The organism is Asticcacaulis excentricus, from assembly GCF_003966695.1.
GTDB classification, from domain to species: domain Bacteria; phylum Pseudomonadota; class Alphaproteobacteria; order Caulobacterales; family Caulobacteraceae; genus Asticcacaulis; species Asticcacaulis excentricus_A.
Window position 1 is genome coordinate 747,988 of record NZ_AP018827.1, and the last position, 22,604, is coordinate 770,591.

Annotated in this window: 13 protein-coding genes; 9 read left to right on the plus strand and 4 right to left on the minus strand. The window is 61.1% G+C overall.

Features of this window, described 5'->3' with window-relative positions; genetic code table 11:
• Positions 1 to 7 precede the first annotated feature (7 nt).
• On the minus strand, positions 8 to 895 hold the full coding sequence (locus EM6_RS03490) for a LysR substrate-binding domain-containing protein (RefSeq protein ID WP_126420341.1): 888 nt from the start codon (positions 893 to 895) through the stop codon (positions 8 to 10).
• Between the two features lie 88 nt (positions 896 to 983).
• On the opposite strand from EM6_RS03490, the gene EM6_RS03495 reads away from it, so the two are divergent.
• Together EM6_RS03495 and EM6_RS03500 are read left to right on the plus strand one after the other, a co-directional pair.
• On the plus strand, positions 984 to 1,946 hold the full coding sequence (locus EM6_RS03495; RefSeq protein WP_126420342.1) for a sodium-dependent bicarbonate transport family permease: 963 nt from the start codon (positions 984 to 986) through the stop codon (positions 1,944 to 1,946).
• Between the two features lie 95 nt (positions 1,947 to 2,041).
• Positions 2,042 to 3,058, plus strand: coding sequence for a LacI family DNA-binding transcriptional regulator (locus EM6_RS03500; protein WP_126420343.1), 1,017 nt, complete (start codon positions 2,042 to 2,044; stop codon positions 3,056 to 3,058).
• Here EM6_RS03500 and EM6_RS03505 read toward each other — a convergent pair whose 3' ends face one another.
• Complete coding sequence (locus EM6_RS03505) at positions 3,059 to 4,288, minus strand: MFS transporter (RefSeq protein WP_126420344.1); 1,230 nt, start codon at positions 4,286 to 4,288, stop codon at positions 3,059 to 3,061.
• 226 nt (positions 4,289 to 4,514) lie between these two features.
• Positions 4,515 to 6,959: a TonB-dependent siderophore receptor gene (locus EM6_RS03510; RefSeq protein WP_126420345.1), complete on the minus strand. Its 2,445-nt coding sequence runs from the start codon at positions 6,957 to 6,959 to the stop codon at positions 4,515 to 4,517.
• A 552-nt stretch (positions 6,960 to 7,511) separates the two neighbouring features.
• On the opposite strand from EM6_RS03510, the gene EM6_RS03515 reads away from it, so the two are divergent.
• Together EM6_RS03515 and EM6_RS03520 are read left to right on the plus strand one after the other, a co-directional pair.
• Positions 7,512 to 9,275 carry an alpha-amylase family glycosyl hydrolase gene (locus EM6_RS03515; protein WP_232037083.1) on the plus strand — a complete coding sequence of 588 codons (1,764 nt, stop codon included), beginning with the start codon at positions 7,512 to 7,514 and terminating at the stop codon, positions 9,273 to 9,275.
• A 2-nt stretch (positions 9,276 to 9,277) separates the two neighbouring features.
• Positions 9,278 to 10,165 (plus strand): ROK family protein, encoded by an 888-nt coding sequence (locus EM6_RS03520; protein WP_126420347.1) that lies wholly within the window; start codon positions 9,278 to 9,280, stop codon positions 10,163 to 10,165.
• A gap of 81 nt (positions 10,166 to 10,246) precedes the next feature.
• On the opposite strand, the gene EM6_RS03525 is transcribed toward EM6_RS03520, so the two are convergent.
• A complete protein-coding gene (locus EM6_RS03525) occupies positions 10,247 to 13,492 on the minus strand; it encodes a PAS domain-containing protein (RefSeq protein ID WP_197723586.1) in 3,246 nt (1,081 codons plus the stop codon).
• Positions 13,493 to 13,633: 141 nt separating this feature from the next.
• Here EM6_RS03525 and EM6_RS03530 point away from each other — a divergent pair, with 141 nt between their 5' ends.
• The 5 genes from EM6_RS03530 to galA all read left to right on the plus strand — a co-directional run bounded on the left by EM6_RS03530 (position 13,634) and on the right by galA (position 22,436).
• A complete protein-coding gene (locus tag EM6_RS03530; RefSeq protein ID WP_126420348.1) occupies positions 13,634 to 15,013 on the plus strand; it encodes a glycoside hydrolase family 53 protein in 1,380 nt (459 codons plus the stop codon).
• A 273-nt stretch (positions 15,014 to 15,286) separates the two neighbouring features.
• A complete protein-coding gene (locus tag EM6_RS03535) occupies positions 15,287 to 15,856 on the plus strand; it encodes an RNA polymerase sigma factor (protein WP_126420349.1) in 570 nt (189 codons plus the stop codon).
• Positions 15,843 to 16,811 carry a FecR family protein gene (locus EM6_RS03540; protein ID WP_126420350.1) on the plus strand — a complete coding sequence of 323 codons (969 nt, stop codon included), beginning with the start codon at positions 15,843 to 15,845 and terminating at the stop codon, positions 16,809 to 16,811. The genes EM6_RS03535 and EM6_RS03540 overlap by 14 nt, the downstream gene beginning before the upstream one ends.
• A gap of 151 nt (positions 16,812 to 16,962) precedes the next feature.
• Positions 16,963 to 19,866: a TonB-dependent receptor gene (locus EM6_RS03545; RefSeq protein ID WP_126420351.1), complete on the plus strand. Its 2,904-nt coding sequence runs from the start codon at positions 16,963 to 16,965 to the stop codon at positions 19,864 to 19,866.
• An 89-nt stretch (positions 19,867 to 19,955) separates the two neighbouring features.
• The gene (gene galA / locus EM6_RS03550) at positions 19,956 to 22,436 is read left to right on the plus strand and encodes a beta-galactosidase GalA (protein ID WP_126420352.1); all 2,481 of its coding nucleotides are present in this window, start codon (positions 19,956 to 19,958) and stop codon (positions 22,434 to 22,436) included.
• The last annotated feature ends 168 nt before the right edge of the window (positions 22,437 to 22,604 follow it).

A 22,604-nucleotide genomic window follows, 5' to 3' on the forward strand; every position in this document is an offset into this window, starting at 1 on the left:
ACGGTCGTCAGCGCCCAGACCCCGAATGGCGGCCCGACGACGGCGTACCGTGATCAAGGCAATCCATAATATGGCGCGCCAGCATCTGCCCTACTTCGCCCAGTTCGGGTTGCGCCAGAAGGGCAATCTCCGCATCCGGCAGGCTGGGCAGATCGAAGGCGCGATCAACGATGCGGACGTCGGCCGGAATCATATTGGCCGGCAGCACGCCAATGCCCAGACCGGAGCGTACCGCCGCCAGAGTGCCGGTCAGGCTGGGGCTGGTATAGGCGATACGCCAGTTGCGCCCCTGCTGATTCAGCGCCAGCAGGGCGCGCGCCCGGTAAATACAGGGCGAGGGCGACAGAACGAGCGGCAAAGGCCCGGAATGGGGCGCTTCACCCCCGGCGACCCAGACCAGAGGCTCACGCCACACCCGCACGCCCCCCGTTACCGATTGCGGGTCACGCTTGAGCAGCACGATGTCATACAGGCCTTTTTCATAGGCCGACATCAGGTTCAGCGTCAGATCACAATTGACGTTCAGATGCACCCGCGGGTGCAGGCTGCGGAAGGTCGCCAATACCCCCGGCAGGTAGTGGGTGGCAAAATCTTCGGGCGTCCCCAGCCGGATTTCCCCCTCGACCTCCGGCTCAGACAGGCGCGACCACGCCTCCCGTTGCAGGTCGATCAGCCGTCGCGCATACCCCAGAAACACCTCACCGCTCTCGGTCAGGCGGACATTGCGTTGATTGCGCAAAAACAGGCTGTGCCCCAGCGTGTCCTCCAGACGACGGATCTGCACGCTCAGCGCCGACTGACTTCGCCCGACCCGCTCGGCCGCCCTGGTAAAATGCAGGGTTTCCGCCAGAGCGACGAAGGCGCGCAGGGTATGGAAATCGGTATCAAAGGACATTAATTCATATTTTCGATTACAGAGATTAAACTAATTCATTTTATAAATTTAATGCGACCTCGTAAAGGCCTCCCCCAATGGAGGCCTTATGACAACGTTTGTTTCTCTCTCGCAAAACTTCCTCACCGCACCGGTCCTTTTTTTCGTTCTGGGGGCGGCGGCTGGCATTGTGCGGTCGAACCTGCACTTCCCGAAGGGCGTCGTGCAGTTTTTATCCATCTATCTGATGATGTCGATTGGCCTGAAGGGGGGGATTGCCGTGTCAGGGACCGGGACCCTGACGACGGCCCTGCTGATCCTGATCGGTTGTGGTCTGGTGTACGGACTGCTGCAACCGGTTATTGGCTACTGGCTGTTGAAATTCACCACCCCGCTGGATCGCCCGACCCGCGCCGCGGTCAGCGCCCATTACGGCTCAATCAGCGTCGTGACCTTCGCCGCCGCCGTGAGTTGGCTTGATTCGCGGCATCTGCCCTATGCCGGTGTCGTGGTGGCCATTGTCGCCCTGATGGAGGCCCCGGCCATTGTGTCCGGCCTGATGCTGGCGCGTGAAAACAATAAAAACCATTCGCCCTTACACATTCTGTCTGAGACCCTGACCAATGGTGCCGTCTTTCTGCTTCTGGGGGCCTTCATCATCGGCGCGCTGATCGGACCGCAGCAGGCCGAAAAGCTGAAAGGCTTTGTCTTTGAGCCGTTTCAGGGGCTGTTGTGTCTCTTCCTGCTGGAAATGGGGCTGACGGTCAGCCGCAATCTGAAGCAGCTTTCAAAGTTCACCCTGCCGCTTCTGGCCTTTGGTATCTACATGCCTCTGATCGGAGCCGCACTGGGGATCGTGACGGGCAAGGTGCTGGGTCTGGATCACGGCACGGCCTATCTGTTCACGGTGCTGTGTGCCTCGGCCTCCTACATCGCCGTCCCGGCGGCCATGCGCACGGCCCTCCCGGAGGCCGACCCGGCGGTCTATGTGCCCCTCAGCATTGGCGTGACCTTTCCGTTCAACATCCTGATCGGTCTACCGCTCTACGGCTGGCTTTTGACGGCCGCCTAGAGACCGGCGGGGTGAGGTGCCGACGAATCCGGGTATAGGCCGTTGAATTGTGGAGCGAATGACTCTAACCTGCGGTCTATGGAACCGTTTTTGCCATGAGCGACACCCTCCCCGCCAAAGTCAAGATGACCGACATTGCGCGTCTGGCCGAAGTGTCTCTGGCCACCGTGTCACGAGCCCTGGCCGACAGTCCGCTGGTGCCGGAGCCGCAAAAGCAGCGCATCATCGCCATCGCCGAAGCGCATGGCTACGCCGTCAATCAGGCCGCGCGCAATCTGCGTATGCAGACAACGCGCACCATCGGTCTGGTCCTGCCGCTGGGCCACGAAACCGGTCAGCAGATGACCGACCCGTTCCTGCTCGAACTGGTCGGTTACCTGTCCGAAGAGGTGTTTCGTCGCGGCTATGACCTGCTGTTCTCCAAGAATCTCTCACCACAAAGCGGTTGGCTGAATTCTTTGGTGAAGTCGCACCGCTTCGATGCCATGCTGGTTCTGGGGCAAAGCGATCAGCACGACGAAATCAACGCCATCTCGACGCACTATAACCCGATGGTGGTGTGGGGCGAGCGCCTGTCGGATCAGGGCTACTGCTCGGTCGGTGTGGACAATGTTCACGGCGGACGGCTGGCGGCGGAGCATCTGCTGAGCAAGGGGCGCAAGCAAATCCTTTTCCTTGGGCCCGCTCAGGTGCCCGAAGTGGCGGCGCGTCTCAAAGGCTTTGGCGAGGGGCTGGCTCTGGCCGGGCAGAAAGTCACGCCCTCACAGATCATCGAGACGCACTTCACGCCGGATTCAGCCTATGAGACGGTGAAGGGGCTGGTCGCTTCGCGTCGGCGCTTCGATGCCATCTTTGCGGCGTCGGATGTCATCGCGGTGGCGGCGATCAACGCGCTGATTGATGCCGGACGGCGCGTGCCGGAAGACGTGGCCGTTTGCGGTTTCGACGACGTGGCCATGTCCAAAACCATGTCTCCGGCCCTGACCACCGTAAAGCAGGACCTGCGGTTGGGGGCGCAACTGATGGTCGATCTGCTGTTCCGGCGCCTGGCGGGGGAAAAGACCTCCTCCGCCGTTCTGGCCGCCGGGTTGATCGAGCGGGCCTCGACCTGATCAGTACTCGGCATTGAGCGCTTTCAGACGCTCACCGGCCGGGTCTCGGCGGTGGTTGAAGACCAGCGCCACAAACAGGATCAGGGACAGACCGGTGGCCAGAACAAACCCGTACTGCGGCCCGCCAAAGACATCCGACACCGCGCCCATGGCCAGAGGGGCGACGACGGCGCTGAGGCAGGTGAAGAACAGAATCACGCCGCCGGCCGCGCCGTGCTGCGCCTTGCGGAAGCCGGATATGCCCTTGGAATTGATCGTCGGGTACATGACCGACATGAACAGGCCTGACAGGGGCAGGCTATAGACCGCCACCGCCTGCCCGCCGATCAGGGCCGCCACGAAGCAGGCCAGAATGGCCCCGGCGCACAGCAGCAGCACCAGCGTCCATTTCAGGCGCGCCAGCATCCACACCCCCAGAAAACGCCCGGCGGCGCGCAGCACAAAGAAGACGCTGAGGGCATACAGCGCCAACCATACGGCCGGTCCCTGATAGCCTTTGAGCAGGGTCGGCATCCACACATAGATAGCGGTTTCCACCCCGACATAGAGCATGGCGAGCGCCGAAAAGGCCAGGGCATAGGGATCACGCACCAGACCCAGCGAAGCTTTCAGGCTAAAAGTCTCGCTCGCGGCCGTCTGCCGCTCGGGATAGCGCACCACAAAGGCCGTTATGATCAGCAGTGTACACAGCGTCCCGGCAATCACATAGAGCCACTTCCACGACGCGCCCGACACCAGAAGCTGCGTGACGATCAGCGGGCCGATGATGGCGCCCACGCCGAAAAAGCCCTCGACCATATTCATGACGCGCGTATGGCTTTCGGTGGAGGTGGAGATGTCGCCAATCAGGGCCAGGGCTCCGGTTTTGAACACCCCGATGGCCAGACCTGAAATGAACAGCAGACAGGCAAAAAAGAGAAAATCATTACCGACGGCAAACAGGAACGAATTCAGCGCAAACAGGCTCAACCCCAGAATGATCGTCCATTTACGCCCCAGACGATCGGCCAGAAATCCCAACCCCAGACCGGCAATAGCGATGCCGCCCATGGTGGCGTAATGAAACGCCCCCGCCTCGGTCATGCTCAGGCCGTAGTCGCGGATGACTTCGGGAATGATGACCCCCACCGCGTCGGTCGTCATGGCGAACATCATGAACATCAGATAGGTCAGCCCGGTAATCAGGGCGATATTAGCCGGACGGGCCAGATGAGGCGCAGATGTCGTCATGGAGCGGTTCCCTGTGTTTTGTTGTTATACGTCCAGAAGCCGTAAGCGAGAAAAAAGAACGGGAGCGGGCCGCAGAGGGGGTGCGACCCGCTCCCGATGCCTTCACGCTAAGGCATTTTTTGACGCCTCATGTGTATCCCAAAAGTGGTGCCCACTTTTGGGCATGAGGCTTTTTTGACGCCTCATGTGTATCCCAAAAGTGGTGCCCACTTTTGGGCATGAGGCTTTAGAACCGATACTTCAGGCTGATCGTCGAGGTGCGGCCATTGATGGCGCGGGCGCGCACATAGTTGGTCGCATTGTTGGTGATCGCGCCTTCTTCAACCTCGGTGATCCCCAGGACGTCAAAGGCATTGTTGACGTTCAGCGAGACGGTCAAGTCGTCCGTCAGGCTGTAATCGGCAAACAGGTTGGTCTGCACGTAGCCTGGCATGACCAGTTGGTTGTCGTCCTGCGCGTAAGCGTCGGTGGTGCCGACAAAGTTTGCGCCGAACTCCAGCTTGTCCATCTTGTAGGTCGGCGTGAACTGGAACACCCATTCGGCCTGACGGCGCGGACGCTTGCCGACCGCAGTCGGGCTCAGGGCGTCCTTGGTGATCTCGGCCTTGGTGTAGGTGGCCCCACCGTTGAGGCTGAGATTGCCGATGCGATAGGCGCCTTCAAACTCGATGCCCTTGGCCTCGTACACGCGGTCAAAGAACCTCTGCGAGGTGGCTTCGAAATTCTGCTCCTCGGTTTCGGCAGCAAAGGCCGTCACAAAGACACTAAGCGGGCCGCTGCGGTACTTCACGCCGGCTTCGGTCTGCTTGACGAAGTCGATGGCGTCTTCCCGCGAGACCGAACCGTCGTCACGCACCTTACCGAACAGCAGGCGGTCGGCATTGGCGCGCGCGCCCTTCGAATAGCGGGCGAAGTAGGACAGGTGGTCCGTGGCGCGGTAGTTGGCCCCCAGCGAGTAGGAGGTGTAGCTCCAGTTATAATTGACCGGCTTGGCCGCCGCGTAGTTGACGAACGAGACGCTCTTTTCCGGATTCGAGATGACGCCGTCACCATTGACGTCGAAATTGGCCATCTGGGTCGAGGCCGCATAGGTGCCGCGGGCCTTGCCTTCATCCTGACGCACCGAGGCTTCGAGCGTTAGCTTGCCCCATTCGCCGCTGGCGATAACATAGGGGGCCACGATGTCGTACTGCACATCATAATGACGGGTGCAGCAATTGCCCCACACCGGCACGCCGTAAGCAAACAAGCCGTTTTGCGACAGGTTGGTGTTGCCGGCATAGAGGTTGAGCAGGCGCGCATTGTCACCGGCCACTTCCATGGCGTAGCTGTTCCACACCCAGTCCATATTGATCGTCTGCGACGAATTATAGAGACCAAAGGTCAGGTCGATCTTCGAGCCCAGGGCGTCAAACGTCTTTTGCAGCTTGAGGTCGTTGGCCGAATTGTCGAGGCTGTTCAGGCGCGTATTGAAGGTGTGCATGATCATGGCCAGACCCGTATAGGTCGAACCGGCATTTGGCCCATTGGCCACCACAAGGCGCGTCCCCGCTGTGCCGAGGGCTGAATTTATACCCGACACAATCTCCGCCGAAGTACCCACCGTCGCCGGGAAGGGCGCGATAAAGTTGGCCTCGGTCTTGGCGAAGCGAAACTTGTCGCTCAGCGTCCAGCCGCCGCCGATGTCAAACTGCGCTTCACCGTTGAAGACAAGGCTTTTCGGGGCCATGCCGTCGCGCACATTGGTCACCGAGCGATTGTTGCTGCCGTTCAAACCGGCGTCCTGCATGAAATAGACCGAGTGGATGGTGTCGGACTTGGCATCTAGCCCCGGTGCCGACGACCATTTCGGGTCGCCATTGGTGCCCGTCACCTTCATCGGCATGGGCAGGTAACCGATCGACTTGTCATTCAGATATTTGACGCCCAGACGCAGGAAGCCGTTATCGAACTTGCGCGTAATATTGGCCTTGATCTGCCCGCCCTGATTGGCGGTGTAACCGGCCTTGCGCGGCCCTTCGCCAGAGCGGTAGAAACCTCCGATATGAAAGTCGATCTTATCCGACAGCGCGCCGCCATATTCAAAATCACCGCGCGTCTGACCGAAGTCGATACCCTGCGTCAGTTGCAGCGTACCGCCTTCCTTCGCACCGGTCTTCGAAATGATATTGATGATACCGCCCGGTGAATTGGAGGCCAGAGTCGAGGCCGTGCCGCCGCGGATGGCTTCGACGCGACCGACCGTCAGATCGGTACGCAGGAAGATGTCGGCATTACCAAAGGCGATGTCGCCGAACTCCAGAATGGGCAGGCCGTCTTCCTGAAGCTGAAGGAACTTGGCCCCGCCGGCCGCGACCGGCAGGCCGCGCACGGCGATATTGGCATTGCCTTCGCCGCCGGTCGATTCGGAGCGCACACCGGGGATGTTGCGGAAGACTTCGGCGGCCGAACGCGGCGCGAACTTCTGCATTTCCTCGACCTGAATGGCGCTGACCGAGATCGAGGTGTCGAGCTTGTTGGCCTTGCGCGCCACACCGGTGACGATCACTTCGGTCACCCCCGAATCGGCGCTGGTATCAGCGGCCTGATCCTGCGCCGAAGCGGGTGAACCCAGAACCGCCATGAGCGCCACCAACGAAACCCCGCCGGTCGTCCATATCGACTTAGACATATTATTCCTCCTGATGAAGCGCGTGGCTTCGCATTTTTCATTACGTCCGGACGGGATATCTGAGTCTCGCTCCAGACCTGCTTCGAAAAACATCATTTGTTGTAAACGTTTTCAAGTTAATTCTTTCTAAAAAAGCCGATCCAGGCCTAAAAGAGTTGGCATTTGGCATTTTTGCCACAGACAAGCCGTTCAAATTCGCCAGATTGGCTAAGCTCAGCAATATTTCACTTGTAATCCTTTTCATTTTGAATGTATCTAAATACAGGACGCGATTGCGATCCCTCTTCCCTACCCTTGGGCCGCCGTCGTGTGTACGGCGGCCCGCTTTTTCAGAACGGGAACTCCTGGAGCGCAATCCGATAAAGTGGGGACCACTTTTCGGAAAAATTGCGCGACCAAACAAAAACGTGGAGCCATTCGGCGGCGCATCTTAGCCGACGAATGCTCTAGAGCGTATTTCGTTCAAATTGAATCGAAACATCGCTCTAAATTTTTGATGTTTACGCGCTTTTTTATCCGAAAAGTGCGTTACACTTTTCGGAAAGCGCTCTGATGCCTGATACGATTCATGCCTCTGCTGATCTGTCCTGCGACCCGCTGTGGTGTCAGGCGGAAGCCTGCCTGCGCACGCTTTATGGTGGCGATCCCCGCTTTGAACACAGCCTCAGCGACCTGAAAGCCCGCGTGGCTGATGCGCGCAGCGCGCGTCCCGCCGCCCTGCGTCACCTCGATATCGTCCGCGCCGATACGCCCAACTGGTTCCTCAAACCCGGCCGCCCCGCCTATTGCACCTATATCGACCGTTTCGCAGGCACGCTTGAAGGCACGACGCAGCATCTCGACTATCTCGAAGGCCTTAAGGTCGGCATCTTCCACCCCCTGCCCCTGCTGAAACCGCGCGAAGGCAATTCGGATGGCGGCTTTGCCGTAGCCGATTACCGCGAGGTCGATCCGCGTCTGGGGACCATGGAAGATTTGCGAGCGCTGGCGGCTCATCTGCGGGCACGCGATATGTCGCTGGTGCTTGACATGGTGTGTAATCACACGGCGCGCGAACACCCCTGGGCGCAGAAGATGCTGGCCGGTGAACCGGCCTTTGCCGACTTCTATATCGTGCTCGATTCGGCGAATGAGGTCGCCGAATGGGAAGCAGCACTTCAGGACGTCTTCCCGGATACAGCGCCGGGCAGCTTCACCTATGACGCCGAAGCCGGTGGCTATGTGTGGACGACCTTCTATCCGTTTCAGTGGGACCTGAATTACGCCAATCCGCGCGTCTTTGTCGAAATGGCCGACAGCCTGTTCTTTCTGGCCAATGCCGGGGTGGAGGGTTTCCGCCTCGATTCAACGGCCTACCTGTGGAAGCGCAAGGGCACGATCAGCCGCAACCTGCCGGAAACACACCTGATCCTTCAGGCCCTGCGCGCCCTGCTGACACTGGTCGCGCCTTCGACCTTCCTGCTGGCCGAAGCCATCGAATCGCAGGCCTCGGTCCTGCCCTTTTTCGGCACGCCGCAGGCGCGCGAATGCGATCTGGCCTATAATAACGGCGTCATGACCGCCCTGTGGGGCGCTCTGGCCGATCAGAAGGCCGATGTGCTCAAAACCACGATAGAGCGCGCCGGAGAAAAGCCGGGGCATGGCCACTGGCTTAACTATGTGCGCTGCCATGACGACATCATCTGGCTGGCCCTGTCCGATACGGCCGCGCCGGAACGCCTCAAACACTGGTCCGATTTCTTTGCCGGCAAGAGCTCCTATGCGAAGGGCGAGGCGTTTCAGGCCCCGGAAGGCTTCCCGGCCTCCGGTTGCGGCATGGCAGCCAGCCTGTGCGGCGGCAAAGACGACCCGCAGATGCCCGCGCGCCTCAAGCTGCTTTATGGTGTCACCTACGCACTCGAAGGCGTGCCGCTGCTGTATATGGGCGATGAAATCGCGCTGGAAAATTTCGACGCCTATCGCGACGATCCGGAGCTTAAGGACGAGGTGCGCTGGCTGCACCGTCCGGTGATGGACTGGGACAGGGCCGAGCGCCGCCACGCCCCCGGCTCTGTAGAACACGACATGTACGCCTTCCATCGACAACTGGCCGACACCCTGTCGGGGCTCGATTTCACGCCGGGACAGACCGTGCGCACTGAGGCCGAGGAGCGTCTTGTGATTATCGAACGCCCGCTCGCGGCGGGCCGTTTTGTCTGCGTCGCCAATCTCAGCGGCGAACCCGTCATCCATGCGGTCGCGGGCCGCGTACTGATAGGCTCAGACAATGACACCCTGCCCGCCTATGGGCTGCGCTGGTTTATCGAAGAGGCCTGATCATGCCCTATTTCGCAGCCCTTGAGGTCGGCGGCACCAAGGTCAATGTCGCTGCCGGTTCCGGCCCGGACGACCTTCAGACCCTGCGCATCCCTACGCGCGCCCCGCAAGAGACGTGGCCGGAGGTGCTCCGGGCACTGGACACCCTGTCGCAAGGGCGCGCCTTCGACGCCATCGGCATAGCCAGCTTTGGCCCCATCGACGTCAACCCCCAGAGCCCCACCTATGGCCGCTTTCGCAAGACGCCCAAGCCGGGCTGGAGCGGTTTTGACCTGCTGAGCCCGTTGACCGAGACCTATCCCGAAGTGCCGATTGGCCTCGATACCGACGTTAACGGCGCGGCCCTCGGTGAAAAACGCTGGGGCGGGGCCAAAGACCTCGACACCTTTGTCTATGTGACGGTCGGCACGGGTCTGGGCGTCGGGCTGGTCGTCGCCGATCAGCCGGTGCACGGCCTGTTGCACCCCGAAGCCGGGCATATCCGCGTGCGTCGCCACCCGGACGACACCTATGCCGGCCATTGCCCCTTCCACGGCGACTGCTGCGAAGGCTTGAGCTGCGGCCCGGCCATCGAAGCGCGCACCGGGCAGAAGGCCGAGACCCTGCCACCCGACCACGCCGTGTGGGGCATGGTGGGCGACTATCTGGGGCAGTTGTTCTGCAATCTGGCCCTGATCACGTCGGCTCAGCGGATTCTGGTGGGCGGCGGTGTGGGGTTGAACGAACCGGTCCTTAAGGCCTCGCGTCAGACCTGCCACCGGCTGCTCAATGGCTATCTGGAGGCGCTGGACTTTGCCGACAGTATGGACAGCTATATTCAGGCGGCGTATCTGGGCGACCGCGCGGGGATGCTGGGGGCTATCGAACTGGCCCGCCGGGCTCTGGTTTAGAACCCCTTTTAGCTACACATACCTTTAGCCCAAAGCTCCACGCATGGAGGTAGCGGAAAGCGCCTATCCGCATTCTGTATGCTACACCTTGCGGTCCAGCATTTCGCGCACCCGCGCCGCCAGTTCCTCGATACTGAACGGCTTGCCGATCAGTTCGACCCCGGCATCGACCACGCCATTGTGCACGACGGCATTGCGCGTATAGCCGGAGGTAAAGAGGACTTTCAGATCAGGTCTTGCCTTCTGGGCTGCATCGGCCAGCTTGCGGCCATTGATTTCCGGCATCACGATGTCGGTAAACAGCAGCCGGATTTCCGGATTGGCGTCCAGAAGCCGCAACGCCGCCGCCGCCGAGTCGGCCTCCAGCACACGGTAGCCCAGTTCGGTCAGGGCATCGCAGCTAAAGCGACGCACCACGGCCTCATCATCGACCACCAGAATGACATCGCGCGCTTCCCCCGGCAAAAGCACGCCCTCGGCCGGCCCGTTGTCAGGCGCGACCACATCCACGCCGCTCAGTCGCGGCAGATAGATCTTGACCGTCGTGCCCTGCCCCGGCTCCGAATAGATGCGGACGTGGCCGTTCGACTGCTTGACGAAGCCATAGACCTGACTGAGGCCCAGCCCGGTCCCCTTGCCGACGCCCTTCGTGGTAAAGAAGGGGTCGAAGGCACGGGCGATAACGTCCGGCGGCATCCCGCAGCCTGTATCGCTGACGGCGATCAGCACATACTGACCGGTCGCCACGCCGATCTCTTCGGCCACATAGCGTGAATCGAGGTGGGCGTTCTGGGTTTCGATGGTCAGCCGCCCGCCGTCGGGCATGGCATCGCGGGCATTGACCCCCAGATTGAGCAGGACGTTTTCTAACTGGTTGGGATCAACATGCACCGGCCACGCCCCGGCGGCCAGCACGGTTTCAAGCTGAATGGCCCCGCCCAGCGAATGGGCCAGCAACTCCGACATACCCCCCACCAGCCGATTGACATTGACCGTTTCGGGCCGCAGCGGTTGCTGACGCGAAAAGGCCAGCAGGCGCTGGGTCAGGTTGGCGGCGCGCTTGGCCCCCTCCAGACCTTGCGTCACATAGTGACGGGCGCGCACATCTTCGGTGCCGATACGGCGGTTGAGCAGTTCAAGCGACCCCATAACAACAGCCAGCATGTTATTGAAATCATGTGCAATACCACCGGTTAGCTGACCCACCGCCTCCATCTTCTGCGACTGCCGCAACTGCTCCTCAAGCTGACGCTTAGCCGTCACGTCGATACCAACCCCTGTGCGCCGCATCGGCAATCCATTTTCAAAATAGGTATGGCCGCGCGACAACACCCAGTGCACTGAGCCATCCGGGTGGATCAGGCGATATTCCAGTTCGATATCGCCGTGGCGAGTCAGGCCTTCGGCCATAGTGGTGCGCAAGGCCGCCCGGTCATCGGGATGCACGTTGGAGAGAAACACCTTGCGGCTGACGCCGCTCACGCCCGCTTTGGGATCGAGCGCATAGACGCTGGCAATACACTCATCATAGTGAAAGAGGTCGCTGGCCACATCATAGGTCCACACGCCGATGCCATCGACGGCCCCCAGCGCCAGACGGGCAAAATCGCGGCTGTCCTCCAGTTCGCGGGCGCGCCGGATGTCGTCGCTAATGTCGCGCGCCACGCAATAGACAAGGCCGTTTTCCTCGTTCGCTGTCCACGAAAAGGTTCGATAGCGGCCGTCGCGATCCCGAAGCCGGTTCTCAAAGCGCCACGTACTGCCACCCGCCGCCAGAGAGCGCAGTTGCGTGCGCGTCTTGTCATGATCGTCGGGGTGTTCAAGCCACTGCGCGGTCTGACCGATCAGTTCCTCGTCCGTCCAGCCCAGCAGACGGGTCCAGGCCGCACTGACCTTCAGCCAGCGGCCTTCACTGTCGGTAATCAGGAACGGGTCCTGCGACAGGGACCACAGCCGGTCGCGCTCCTCAAGCTCGCGCACGGTTTGCAGCAGGAGGACGTCCTGCTCCAGTCGCTGCGTCACGTCATAAGCAAACTGATAGGCACCGATAATCTCGCCATCGAGCCCGTACAGCGGGGCGGCGCGGATTTCATAGGCCCGGCGCACCCGCGTCTCTTCGCCAAACTCTTCTATCGTGAGTACGGATTCACCCGACAGCGCCTGATCCCACAGGGCCCGCACATGGGTCACGGCGTCGGGGTGATCGGCCAGCCGTTCCAGCAGGTTGTCGCCAACGCGCGGCGTAATGCCGAACAGACGCTGAAACTCGGCAACGGTGGCACGATTAATAGCGCGCCAGTTATAGTTGGTGTCGATGACATGGATGAAGGCTTCGGTCGCTTCGACCACATCGGCCAGTATCTTGCGCTCGGCCAGAGCGTGCGTCACCCGGTCTTCCAGAGTCACATTGAGCGCCTTCAGGGCGTCTTCGGCGCGCTTGTGCTCCGTCACATCATAGCCGCCGACGAAGATGCCCGTCACCGCGCCCTTGTCGTCGAAGACGGGCTGATAGATGAAATCGATATAGCGCGTCTCGCTCTGGTTGGAGAGGTTGACCGGAAAACTGCGCGAGGTGAAGGGCTGCCCACTGCGGTACACCTCGTCCAGCAGTTCGTAAAAGCCCTGATCCGCCACTTCGGGAAACAGTTGCCGCACACTGTGCCCAAGATAGTCGCGCTCACCGGCAATGGTGCGATAGGCCTCATTGACATAGGTAAAGACGTGGTCCGGCCCTTCCAGCGTCGCCACAAAACCCGGCATGTGGCGCAATGACCGCGCCTGACTTTCACGCTCGGCGGTGGCGGCGCGTTCCGCCAGAACCTTGCGTGTCGTTTCGACCACGATGGCCAGAATACCGGCCGGGCTTCCGCCCTCATCGCGCACCGGCGAATAGTCGATATCAAACCAGATGTGTTCCGGCTGTCCCGACCGGTTGAGTTCAAAATGCACGTCGCGATAGGCCAGCGTCTGACCCGCCAGCCCGGTCCGGACAACATTATCATTGAAGTCTGACGCCTCCGGCCACGCTTCGCGCGCCCCCATTCCGAGGATTTGCGGATGTTTGCCCGCCGCAATCTGCGCATAGCCGTCATTATACAGCAGTATCCCTGCTTCACCCCACAACAGGGCCATAGGTACGTGCGAGGCGACGATCAGGCTGACGCAGGTCTTCAGGCAGGCGGGCCACGTTTCGATGTCGCCCAGTTCGCTCTGCGACCAGTCTTTTTCTGCAATCAGGCGTCCGCACGCCCCGCCGATGGACAACAGACTGCGGGCATAGCCGCCAGCGGATAGGGGCGCAAAGCGTGCGTCATCACGGGCGGACATGGAAACCTTGGGGAACAGAGCCAGTATATCCCTTGGCTAAACGGCAGAGTATAAGTTTTCAATAATTCCTATATGACGCACAGCGGCGGAAAAGACCGCGCGCTTCATCTTGGTTAGGGACAGTCCTTTCTGGAGTTTCTCATGCCCCTTGCCCACCCGCTCCGCGCCCTGCCCGCCGCCCTACTGCTGATGCTGGGCACCCTGCCCGCCGCCGAGGCCCGCGAAGGCCGCGCCTACTACTTCGGCAGCGACCTGTCCTATGTGAATGAGATGGAAGATTGCGGCGCGACCTACAGCCGCGACGGCAAGCCAGAGGACGTCTACGCGCTGTTCAAGTCGTCCGGGGCCAATCTGGTGCGCCTGCGCCTGTGGAATGATCCCAAATGGACGCCCTATTCCAATCTCGCCGACGTGACCAAAGCCATGAAACGGGCTAAGGCCGCCGGTCTGCCCGTCCTGCTCGACTTCCACTATTCCGACGACTGGGCCGATGGCGACAAGCAACTGGTACCCGCCGCCTGGGCTAATCTCAGCACCGATCAGCAGGTCGAAGCCCTGTATAAATTCACCTACGACACGCTGATGACCCTCAACGCGCAAGGGCTGATGCCGGATCAGGTTCAGGTCGGCAATGAAACCAATGGCGAGATGATGGGCTCGGTGACGTGGAAACAGGGCGATCCGGTCAAGCCGATCAACTGGGAACGCAATGCCCGCCTGTTCAATGCCGGTATCCGCGCCGTGAAGGACGCAGGCCTCAAGGCGGGCAAAACGCCGCGCATCATGCTGCACATCGCTCAGCCGGAAAACGTCGAGGGCTGGTTCCTCAAGGCGACCAAAGCCGGGATCGAAGGCTATGACCTGATCGGCATCAGCTATTATAAAAAGTGGTCGAAGATGGACATGGCGGGCCTTGGGGCGGTTATCAATCGCCTGCGCCACACCTATCCGGGTAAGGATATTGTGGTGGTCGAAACCGCCTATCCCTATACCGACAAGCATATGGACGAAAACGTCAATCTGATGGGCGAAGATTCGACCTTCCCCGCCTATGGCTTTTCGCCCGAAGGTCAGGCGCGCTACCTGCTCGACCTAATGCAACTGACGCTCGACAATGGCGGCGCGGGCGTTGTCTATTGGGAACCGGCGTGGGTGTCCACCAAATGCAAAACGCGCTGGGGCAGCGGCTCCAACTGGGAAAACGCCACCTTCTTCGACTTTGCGGGCAAGGCCTTGCCGGCGCTGGACTGGCCCAAAGCCGATTACGTCTATCCGGTCGAAATGACTTTCCGGGTGAAGGACGAAGGCCAGTCGGCCCTGTTCGTTAGCGGCGACTTCACCGGTGGTCTGGCCGTGCCGATGACGCGCGAAAACGGCTGGTTCGTCTACCGCAGTTGGCAGCGCCCCGGTTCGACCCTGCTGGCCGGGGCCGCCACCACCCCCGAAGCCCTGAAAGACGCGCCAGCCTCGGAAATCACCGTGCCGGCGAAGGCCGCCGTGGCGACCCTATCGACAAAATAATCACACACCGCCGTCTGCGCGTATTTTATCATACAAATATCTGGTCAAAAACGCGCGGACGTGTTTACTCTGTGAGACAACCCCGCCTGTGGGCAGGTGACGAAAATGGGGAAACCGGTTTTCGTCACCGGCTGAATCGCTAGAGACGGGGGACTCAGGGAGTACCACCGTGCGTATTGAAACCGGCTTTTGCCAAAAAAAGCGCGCTGACGCGGCGGAAACGCGCCGCTCGTGCATTTTATACCGTAGAGGCGTCTGCCGGGCGGGGCTGTTATGAGCGCGCACGACGAACGTCTGGCTTTCATCGGGACGCACATCCTGCCGCATGAGGCGGGGATGCGACAGTGGCTGTCGCGCGCCGGGCTTTCGCCGTCGGAGCGGGACGATCTGGTTCAGGAGGTCTATTACCGCCTGCTGCGCCAGACCAGCTACGCCCATATCACCGATCCGCGTGCCTATCTGTACAGGATAGCGCGCAATCTGATGCTGGAGCAGATCAGGAAAAACCGCGTCGTGTCGATCACCACTGTTCAAAACCTCGATGAACTGGGCCGGGCCGATCTGTCGCCCACACCGGAGCAGGCCGTTTCGGCGCGCCGCGAGCTGTCGCGCGTCATGGCCTTTATCGAGAGCCTGCCCGCCCGCTGCAAGGCGGTGTTTGAGCTGCGTAAGGTGCACGGCCTGTCTCAGGCCGAAACCGCCGCGCGGCTCGGCCTGAGCGAGAACGTGGTGGAAAAGGAAACGGCACGCGGCCTCACCCTGATCCTGAAGCAGGTCGCCGAAGGCGATGCGCCCGCTCTGGTGCCGATGCAACCCGCCCGGACCCGGCATGTCGGCCATTGACGAACAGGCTGCGGCCTACATAGCGGCACGCGCCGCCGGGCGCTGGGATGAGGCCGATCAGGCCGCGCTTGAGGCGTGGCTGGCGGCCGATACGCGGCATCAGGGTGCCTTTTTTCGCGCCGAAGCCGCCTGGGCCATGCTGGATCGCGCCAGCGTGATGGGCGCAGGCATCGCCGCCGATACGGTCCATACGTCTCCTTTTCGGGCCTTGACTCCCCGCCCGCCTACCCTCACCCGTCGCCAATGGCTGGCCGGGGGCGGCCTGATCGCGGCGTCGGTTGCCGGCGCGGCCCTGATCCTGCCCGCATTGACCCATCAGCGGCTTCAGACCGAGGTGGGTGAACTGCGCAAGGTGCCGCTGAAAGACCAAAGCATCGCCAGCGTCAATACCGATACCACGCTCGATGTCGCGTTGGGGGCCAAACGCCGCGACATCCGCCTGATCCGTGGCGAGGCGTGGTTTCAGGTCGCCAAGGACAAGGCCCGCCCCTTTGTGGTCGAAGCCGATACGGTGCGCGCCCGCGCGGTCGGCACGGCCTTTGGTGTACGCCGCTACCCCGACGGGGCCGAGGTCATGGTCAGCGAAGGCGTGGTCGAGGTGTGGAACACGCAGGCACCGGACACCCCTACACGTCTTGAAGCCGGGGGTCGCATCTTTGTACCCTATGCGCCGCAGCCGATCCGCGCGGAATACGCCCCTGAAACCGTCGATCGTCGTCTGGCGTGGCGCGAGGGGCAGATCGCGCTCGATAATGACAGCCTGACCCACGCCGCCGCTGAGTTCAACCGCTACAACAGCCGCAAGATCGTGATTGCCGATCCGGCGCTGGGGGACGAGAAGCTGGTGGGCTGGTTCCGCGCCGATCAGCCGGACACCTTTGCCCGCTCGGTGCATCTGGCGCTCGACGTGCCGGTGCGTATCGACGACACCCGCATCGTCATCGGCGCGGAATAAATAAATAAGATAAAAATATGAAATGAAGCGGCGGAAAGCGTTTCGGGCTTCATCTTGGATAACAGGAGGGGTGACTGCCGCCAGAGCGGCACACCCGATAAAAAGCAACCGCAGTCCCACTCCACGGCGCGGTCCTACGGGAAACACCATAATGATCCAATTCTCCGGTGCCTCACGAGCCGCCCTGATTGCCGCGCTGAGCGTCAGCGCCGCCTATAGCGCCCCTGCCTTTGCGCAAAACAAGGCCTTCGCCATCCCGGCGCAACCCGCCGCCAAAGGCGTGCAGGCCTTCGCCCAGCAGTCCGGCCTTCAGGTGCTGGCCAGCGCCGATGACCTCAATGGCCTGCGCACCAACGCCGTTGAAGGCACCCTGCCGGTCGATAAGGCCCTTGCTCAGTTGATCAGCGGCACCGGCCTCAGCCTCAAATCGAACGATGGCCGCGCCGCCGTACTGGTACGCGCCTCTGCCGCCAGCATCGAGCGCACCGCCGACACCGCGCAGGCCGAAGCCCCCGCCGACGAGCCGGAAGAGGTGACGGTCGTCGGTATCCGCAAGTCGCTGCGCGACGCCATCGACCAGAAGCGTTCCAGCGCCGGGGTCGCCGAATTTATCTCGGCCAAGGAAATCGGTGTGCTGCCCGACGTCACCATCGCCGAATCTCTGGCGCGCCTGCCGGGCGTGACCACCTCGCGCGACCGTGGCAATGACAGTCAGGCCTCGATCCGTGGCATCGGCCCGCGCATGGTGCTGGGCACGGTCAATGGCCGCGAAGTGGCCACCTCCGAGCCCGACCGCAACGTCCGCTGGGAAATCTATCCGTCCGAAGTTGTCGCCGGGGCTGCCGTCTATAAATCCTCCGAAGCGCGTCTCCTGTCGGGCGGTATTTCGGGCACGGTCGATCTGCAAACCATCCGCCCCCTCGCCTATTCGGGGCCGCAATTCGTGGCCCGCGCCGGGGCCGTCTATTACGACGGCGGCAAGGCGTTTCCGGGCTATGACGGCCTCGGCTGGCGCGCCTCGGGCTCATGGGTGAAGAAGGTCAATGACCAGTTCGCCTTCGTTATCGGCCTGACGGGTCAGAAGCAGAAGAACGGCTATGAGAGCTTCCGTGGCTGGGGCTTCAATGACGACTCGATCCGTGCCGGTAACTCGACCGGCCCGGTCGTCGCGGGCGGCCCCAAGGTGCCGACGCCGTGGGGCGCGGGGTCCGAAGCCAAGTTCCTCGATGCCGACCGCTATTCGGCCTCGCTCGGCGCGCAATACCGTCCGAACGCGCAGTTCGAACTGACCTACGATCTGCTCTATTCGAAGTATAAGATCAAGGAAGACCAAAACCAGACCTGGTATGGTGAAAACAACTGGGGCAACTGGGCCGGCGGCAATACGGGCAGCTTCAGCAATCCGGTCATCGTCAATGGTGATCTGGTCGGGGCGACGACAGCCTGGTCGCGTCTGATGCCGGTCGTGGCACGCTATGCCGAAGACAAGTCGCTGCTGGTCACCGGTCTGAACGGCAAGTGGACCAGCGAAAAGTGGACCGTCACCGCCGATCTTTCCTACTCGAATGCCGAGCGTGAAAACACCTGGCGCGCCATCAAGATGGAATATTATCCGTCCAGTATGACGTGGCTTTTGAGCGAAGACCCGTTCATCACCGTCACGCAGCAGCCGGAGACGGCCACCCTGTCCACCGTGGCCGGGACCAATGATGTGGGTAAGGTCAAGGACGAACTGACGTCGGCTCAGCTCGATTTCCGCCGGGAATTCAGCGGTGACTTCTGGACCTCGTTGCAGTTCGGCGCCCGCTATGCCGACCGCACCAAGTCCGAAGCCACCGGCTATACGCAGGCCGCGGGCCCCGTTACGGCCAGCCTTAACGCCTCGACCCTGACGGCCTATAAGCTGGAGAATTTTAACGTTCCGGCCATGTTGAAGGGCGATTTCGATGCCCTGCGCACGCAGGTCTATGGCCCCAACGCCTTCAGCCTGTCACCGGATCAGATCGCCTACAATTCCGAAGTCTCGGAAAAGGTTGGCGAAGCCTATGTGCAGGGCAATTTCGCCTCGACCTTTATCGACGCCCCGGTCACGGGCAATGTCGGCCTGAGGGTCGTCAATGTCGATAGCCAGTCGTCGGGCGACTCACGCACCAGCGTCTGGGTCGAAGCCACTCCCGGCAACTGGGTTGAGCGTGTGACCCTGACCCCCACCACGGGCGGCGTCAGTTACACCAAGGTCCTGCCCTCGGCTTCGGTCAAGGTGCAGGTGATCGACAATGGCTTCCTGAAACTCGGTCTGGCCCGCGTCATGTCGCGCGCGCCGCTGAATGAGCTGAAGGCCAATCGCGCCATCTCGACCTCGGCCCCCTATACGGGTTCGGCCGGCAACCCCTATCTGAAGCCGTTTGAGGCCGATCAGATCGACGTCTCTTATGAATACTACTTCCGTCCGGACTCGCTGTTCGCGGTGGCGGGCTATTACAAGAACGTCAAGAACTATGTCGGCTATAACCAGCGCACCGAAACGATCAACGGCAATGTCTATACCCTGACCTCGCCGATCAATTCGAGCAAGGGCGGCTTCATTTCGGGCGTCGAATTCACCTTCCAGACGCCGTTCGACACCTTCCTGCCGAATGTGTCTTGGCTGGACCGTTTCGGCATCTATTCCAACCTGGCTCTGGTCAATTCCAACATCAAGGAATTCGTCCCGGCGGGTAACCCGCTGCCGATGAACGGTGTGGCCGACACCACGGCCATTCTTGACCTGTGGTATTCGGACAAGAAGTTCGAAGCGCGTCTGGGGGCCAAGTACCATTCGGAATACACCGCCATCCTCGGCTGGGATTCGACCAATCTGGTGCGCGTGATGCCGGAAACGACGCTCGACTTCTCGGCGGGCTATAATATCAACTCCAGCGTCTCGCTGCGCTTCCAGGCGGGCAACCTGCTGGATACGCCGATGAAGGTCTATACGGACTATAAGTCAAACCGCGTGGGCGACATGTCCTATTATGGCCGTCGCTTCCTGTTCGATCTGACCTACAAATTCTAATCGATTTCAGAGACTTTAGGGGCCGGGTTTTCGCTTGAAGACCCGGCCTTTTTATTTGTAAGATAATTGCAAAACCAGAGGGAACCGTCATGACCGATCTTAACCGTCGCCGCCTGCTGCAAACCGCTGCCGTCACCGGGGCGGCCCTGACGGCACCGCACGCCGTAGCGGCACCGAAGGCGACCGAGCCCGTCATCGACTTTTTCCCACAGGACGACCTCGGCCCGCGTGAGCGGGTATCGCTCGATCTCGACTGGCGCTTCACCTTTGGCCACGCCAGCGATATGAGCCGCGATTTCGATTACGGGCTGGCGCTACGTACCCACGCCAAGCAGGGCGCGCGCGTCGCCACCTGCGTCGGCGCGGATTTCGATGATTCCAACTGGCAAAAGATCGACGTACCGCACGACTGGGCCGTCGCCCTGCCCTTTGCGCAAGGCGCCAAAGGCCCCATCGCCAATGGCGAGGATGAGCCGGACATGCTGGCGGCGCACGGCTATAAACCCATCGGACGCGACTTCCCCGAAACCTCTATCGGCTGGTATCGCCGGGCGGTGCCGGTGTCGCCGGCGGATAAGGGCAAGCGTCTGTGGATCGAGTTCGACGGCGTGTTCCGTAACGCGCTGATTATCTTCAATGGCTTCATCCTGAAACGCCATGAGAGCGGCTACACCTCGTTTCAGGTTGATATCACCGACTTTATCAATACGGACGACAAGCCCAATATCCTGACCGTGCGCGTCGATGCGACCGAAGGCGAAGGCTGGTTCTACGAAGGCGCGGGCATCTATCGCCACGTCTGGCTGGTGAAGACCCATGCCGTGCATATCCCGCAATGGGGCGTCTGCGTGCGCGGAAAGACCGACGGCACGGTCGAGATTGAAACCACGGTGCGCAATGCCTCCGCTCAGTCGCGCAGCGTCAAACTGACCTCGGCCATCGGGGGTAAGGAAGCGCAGGACGGGGCCACGGCTGAAGTGGCGGCGGGCGAGTCCGCCACCGTGCGTCAGACGCTGAAACTGGCCAACCCCATCCTGTGGTCGGTCGATACACCGCACCTCTACCGGCTGGAAACAACGGTTGATGCGGACGACGGCGCTCAGGACAGGGTGGTGACGTATTTCGGGCTGCGCGATATCCGCTTTGACGCCGAAAAAGGCTTTCTGCTCAATGGGAAGCCGGTCAAACTTAAAGGGACCAACAACCATCAGGACCACGCGGGGGTCGGGGCCGCCATCCCCGATGCCTTGCAAGTCTGGCGGTTGCAGCAACTGAAAGACATGGGCTCAAACGCCTATCGCTGTTCGCACAATCCACCGACGCCCGAAGTGCTGATGGCCTGCGACCGGCTGGGCATCCTCGTTATCGACGAAACGCGCAAGATGTCGTCGTCGGAAGACGGTCTCTATCAACTCGACGGCATGATCCGCCGCGACCGCAACCATCCGTCGGTCATCGCCTGGTCGATCTGCAACGAAGAACCGCTACAGGGCACCGAACGTGGCATCGAAGTCGCCCAAACCATGAAGGCCCTGTGCAAGCGCCTTGACCCCACCCGCCCGGTGACGGCGGCGCTCGACAATTCTTACGGCAAAGGCATCACCTCGGTCGTCGATGTGCTGGGCTTCAACTATCGCCATCACCTGATGGAAAAGTTCCACGCCGACTATCCGAACATCCCCATCTATGGCTCGGAAACCGGCTCAACGGTCTCAACGCGCGGCGAATACGTCAATGACCCGGCGCGCTCCGTACTGCGGGCCTATGATACCGAGCATCCGTGGTGGGCCTCGACCGCCGAAGCCTACTGGCCGCTGTTCGATGAGAAGGCCTTTATTGCTGGCGGCTTTATCTGGACCGGCTTCGATTATCGCGGGGAGCCGACGCCCTATAACCGCTGGCCGGCCATTTCGTCGCAGTTCGGCATTCTCGACACCTGTGGCTTCCCGAAGGACAATGCCTTCTATTACCGCGCCTGGTGGAAGAATGAGCCGCTTCTGCACCTGTTCCCGCACTGGAACTGGGAGGGCAAGGAAGGGCAAAATATCCCCGTCTGGGTGCATTCGAATCTCGATGCCGTCGAACTGTTCGTCAATGGTAAGTCGCAGGGCAAGAAGACCGTCGTTAAAAACCGCCACCTCGAGTGGGATGTGGCCTATCAGCCGGGCAAGATTCAGGCCTTTGGCTATAAGGGTAACAAGGTGGTGATGAAGGCCGTGCGCGAAACCGCCGGACCGGCGACGAAGCTGGTCCTGACGGCCGATCGCACCACGCTCAAGGCCGATGGCCGCGATGTGGCGGTGTTCAAGGTCGAAGCCTTTGACGCCAAGGGCCGTCCGGTGCCGAAAGCCGATAATCTGGTGAAATTCTCGCTGTCCGGTGGCGGGGCGGTGATCGGCGTGGGCAATGGTAATCCGGCTAGCCACGAGGCCGACAAGGCTTCTGAACGCAAGCTGTTCAACGGTCTGGCACAGGCCATTGTGCAAACCGGACGTTCGTCCGGGCGGATCACGGTGACGGCCTCGGCAGAGGGGTTGAAACCGGCGAGCGTGACCCTGATTACCGCTTAGCGGACGCTCACTTGCCTGACCTTTACACATCACCATCTGAGACTGGTCAAACAACAATCCCCTAAAACAGGCCGTTGCACGCCCTTTTTTGCCTGCAACCACACTTTTTGCTGGCCACGCCGTGAGTCTGACGCCATAATTTATCAGACAAATAAATGGACGAAAAAA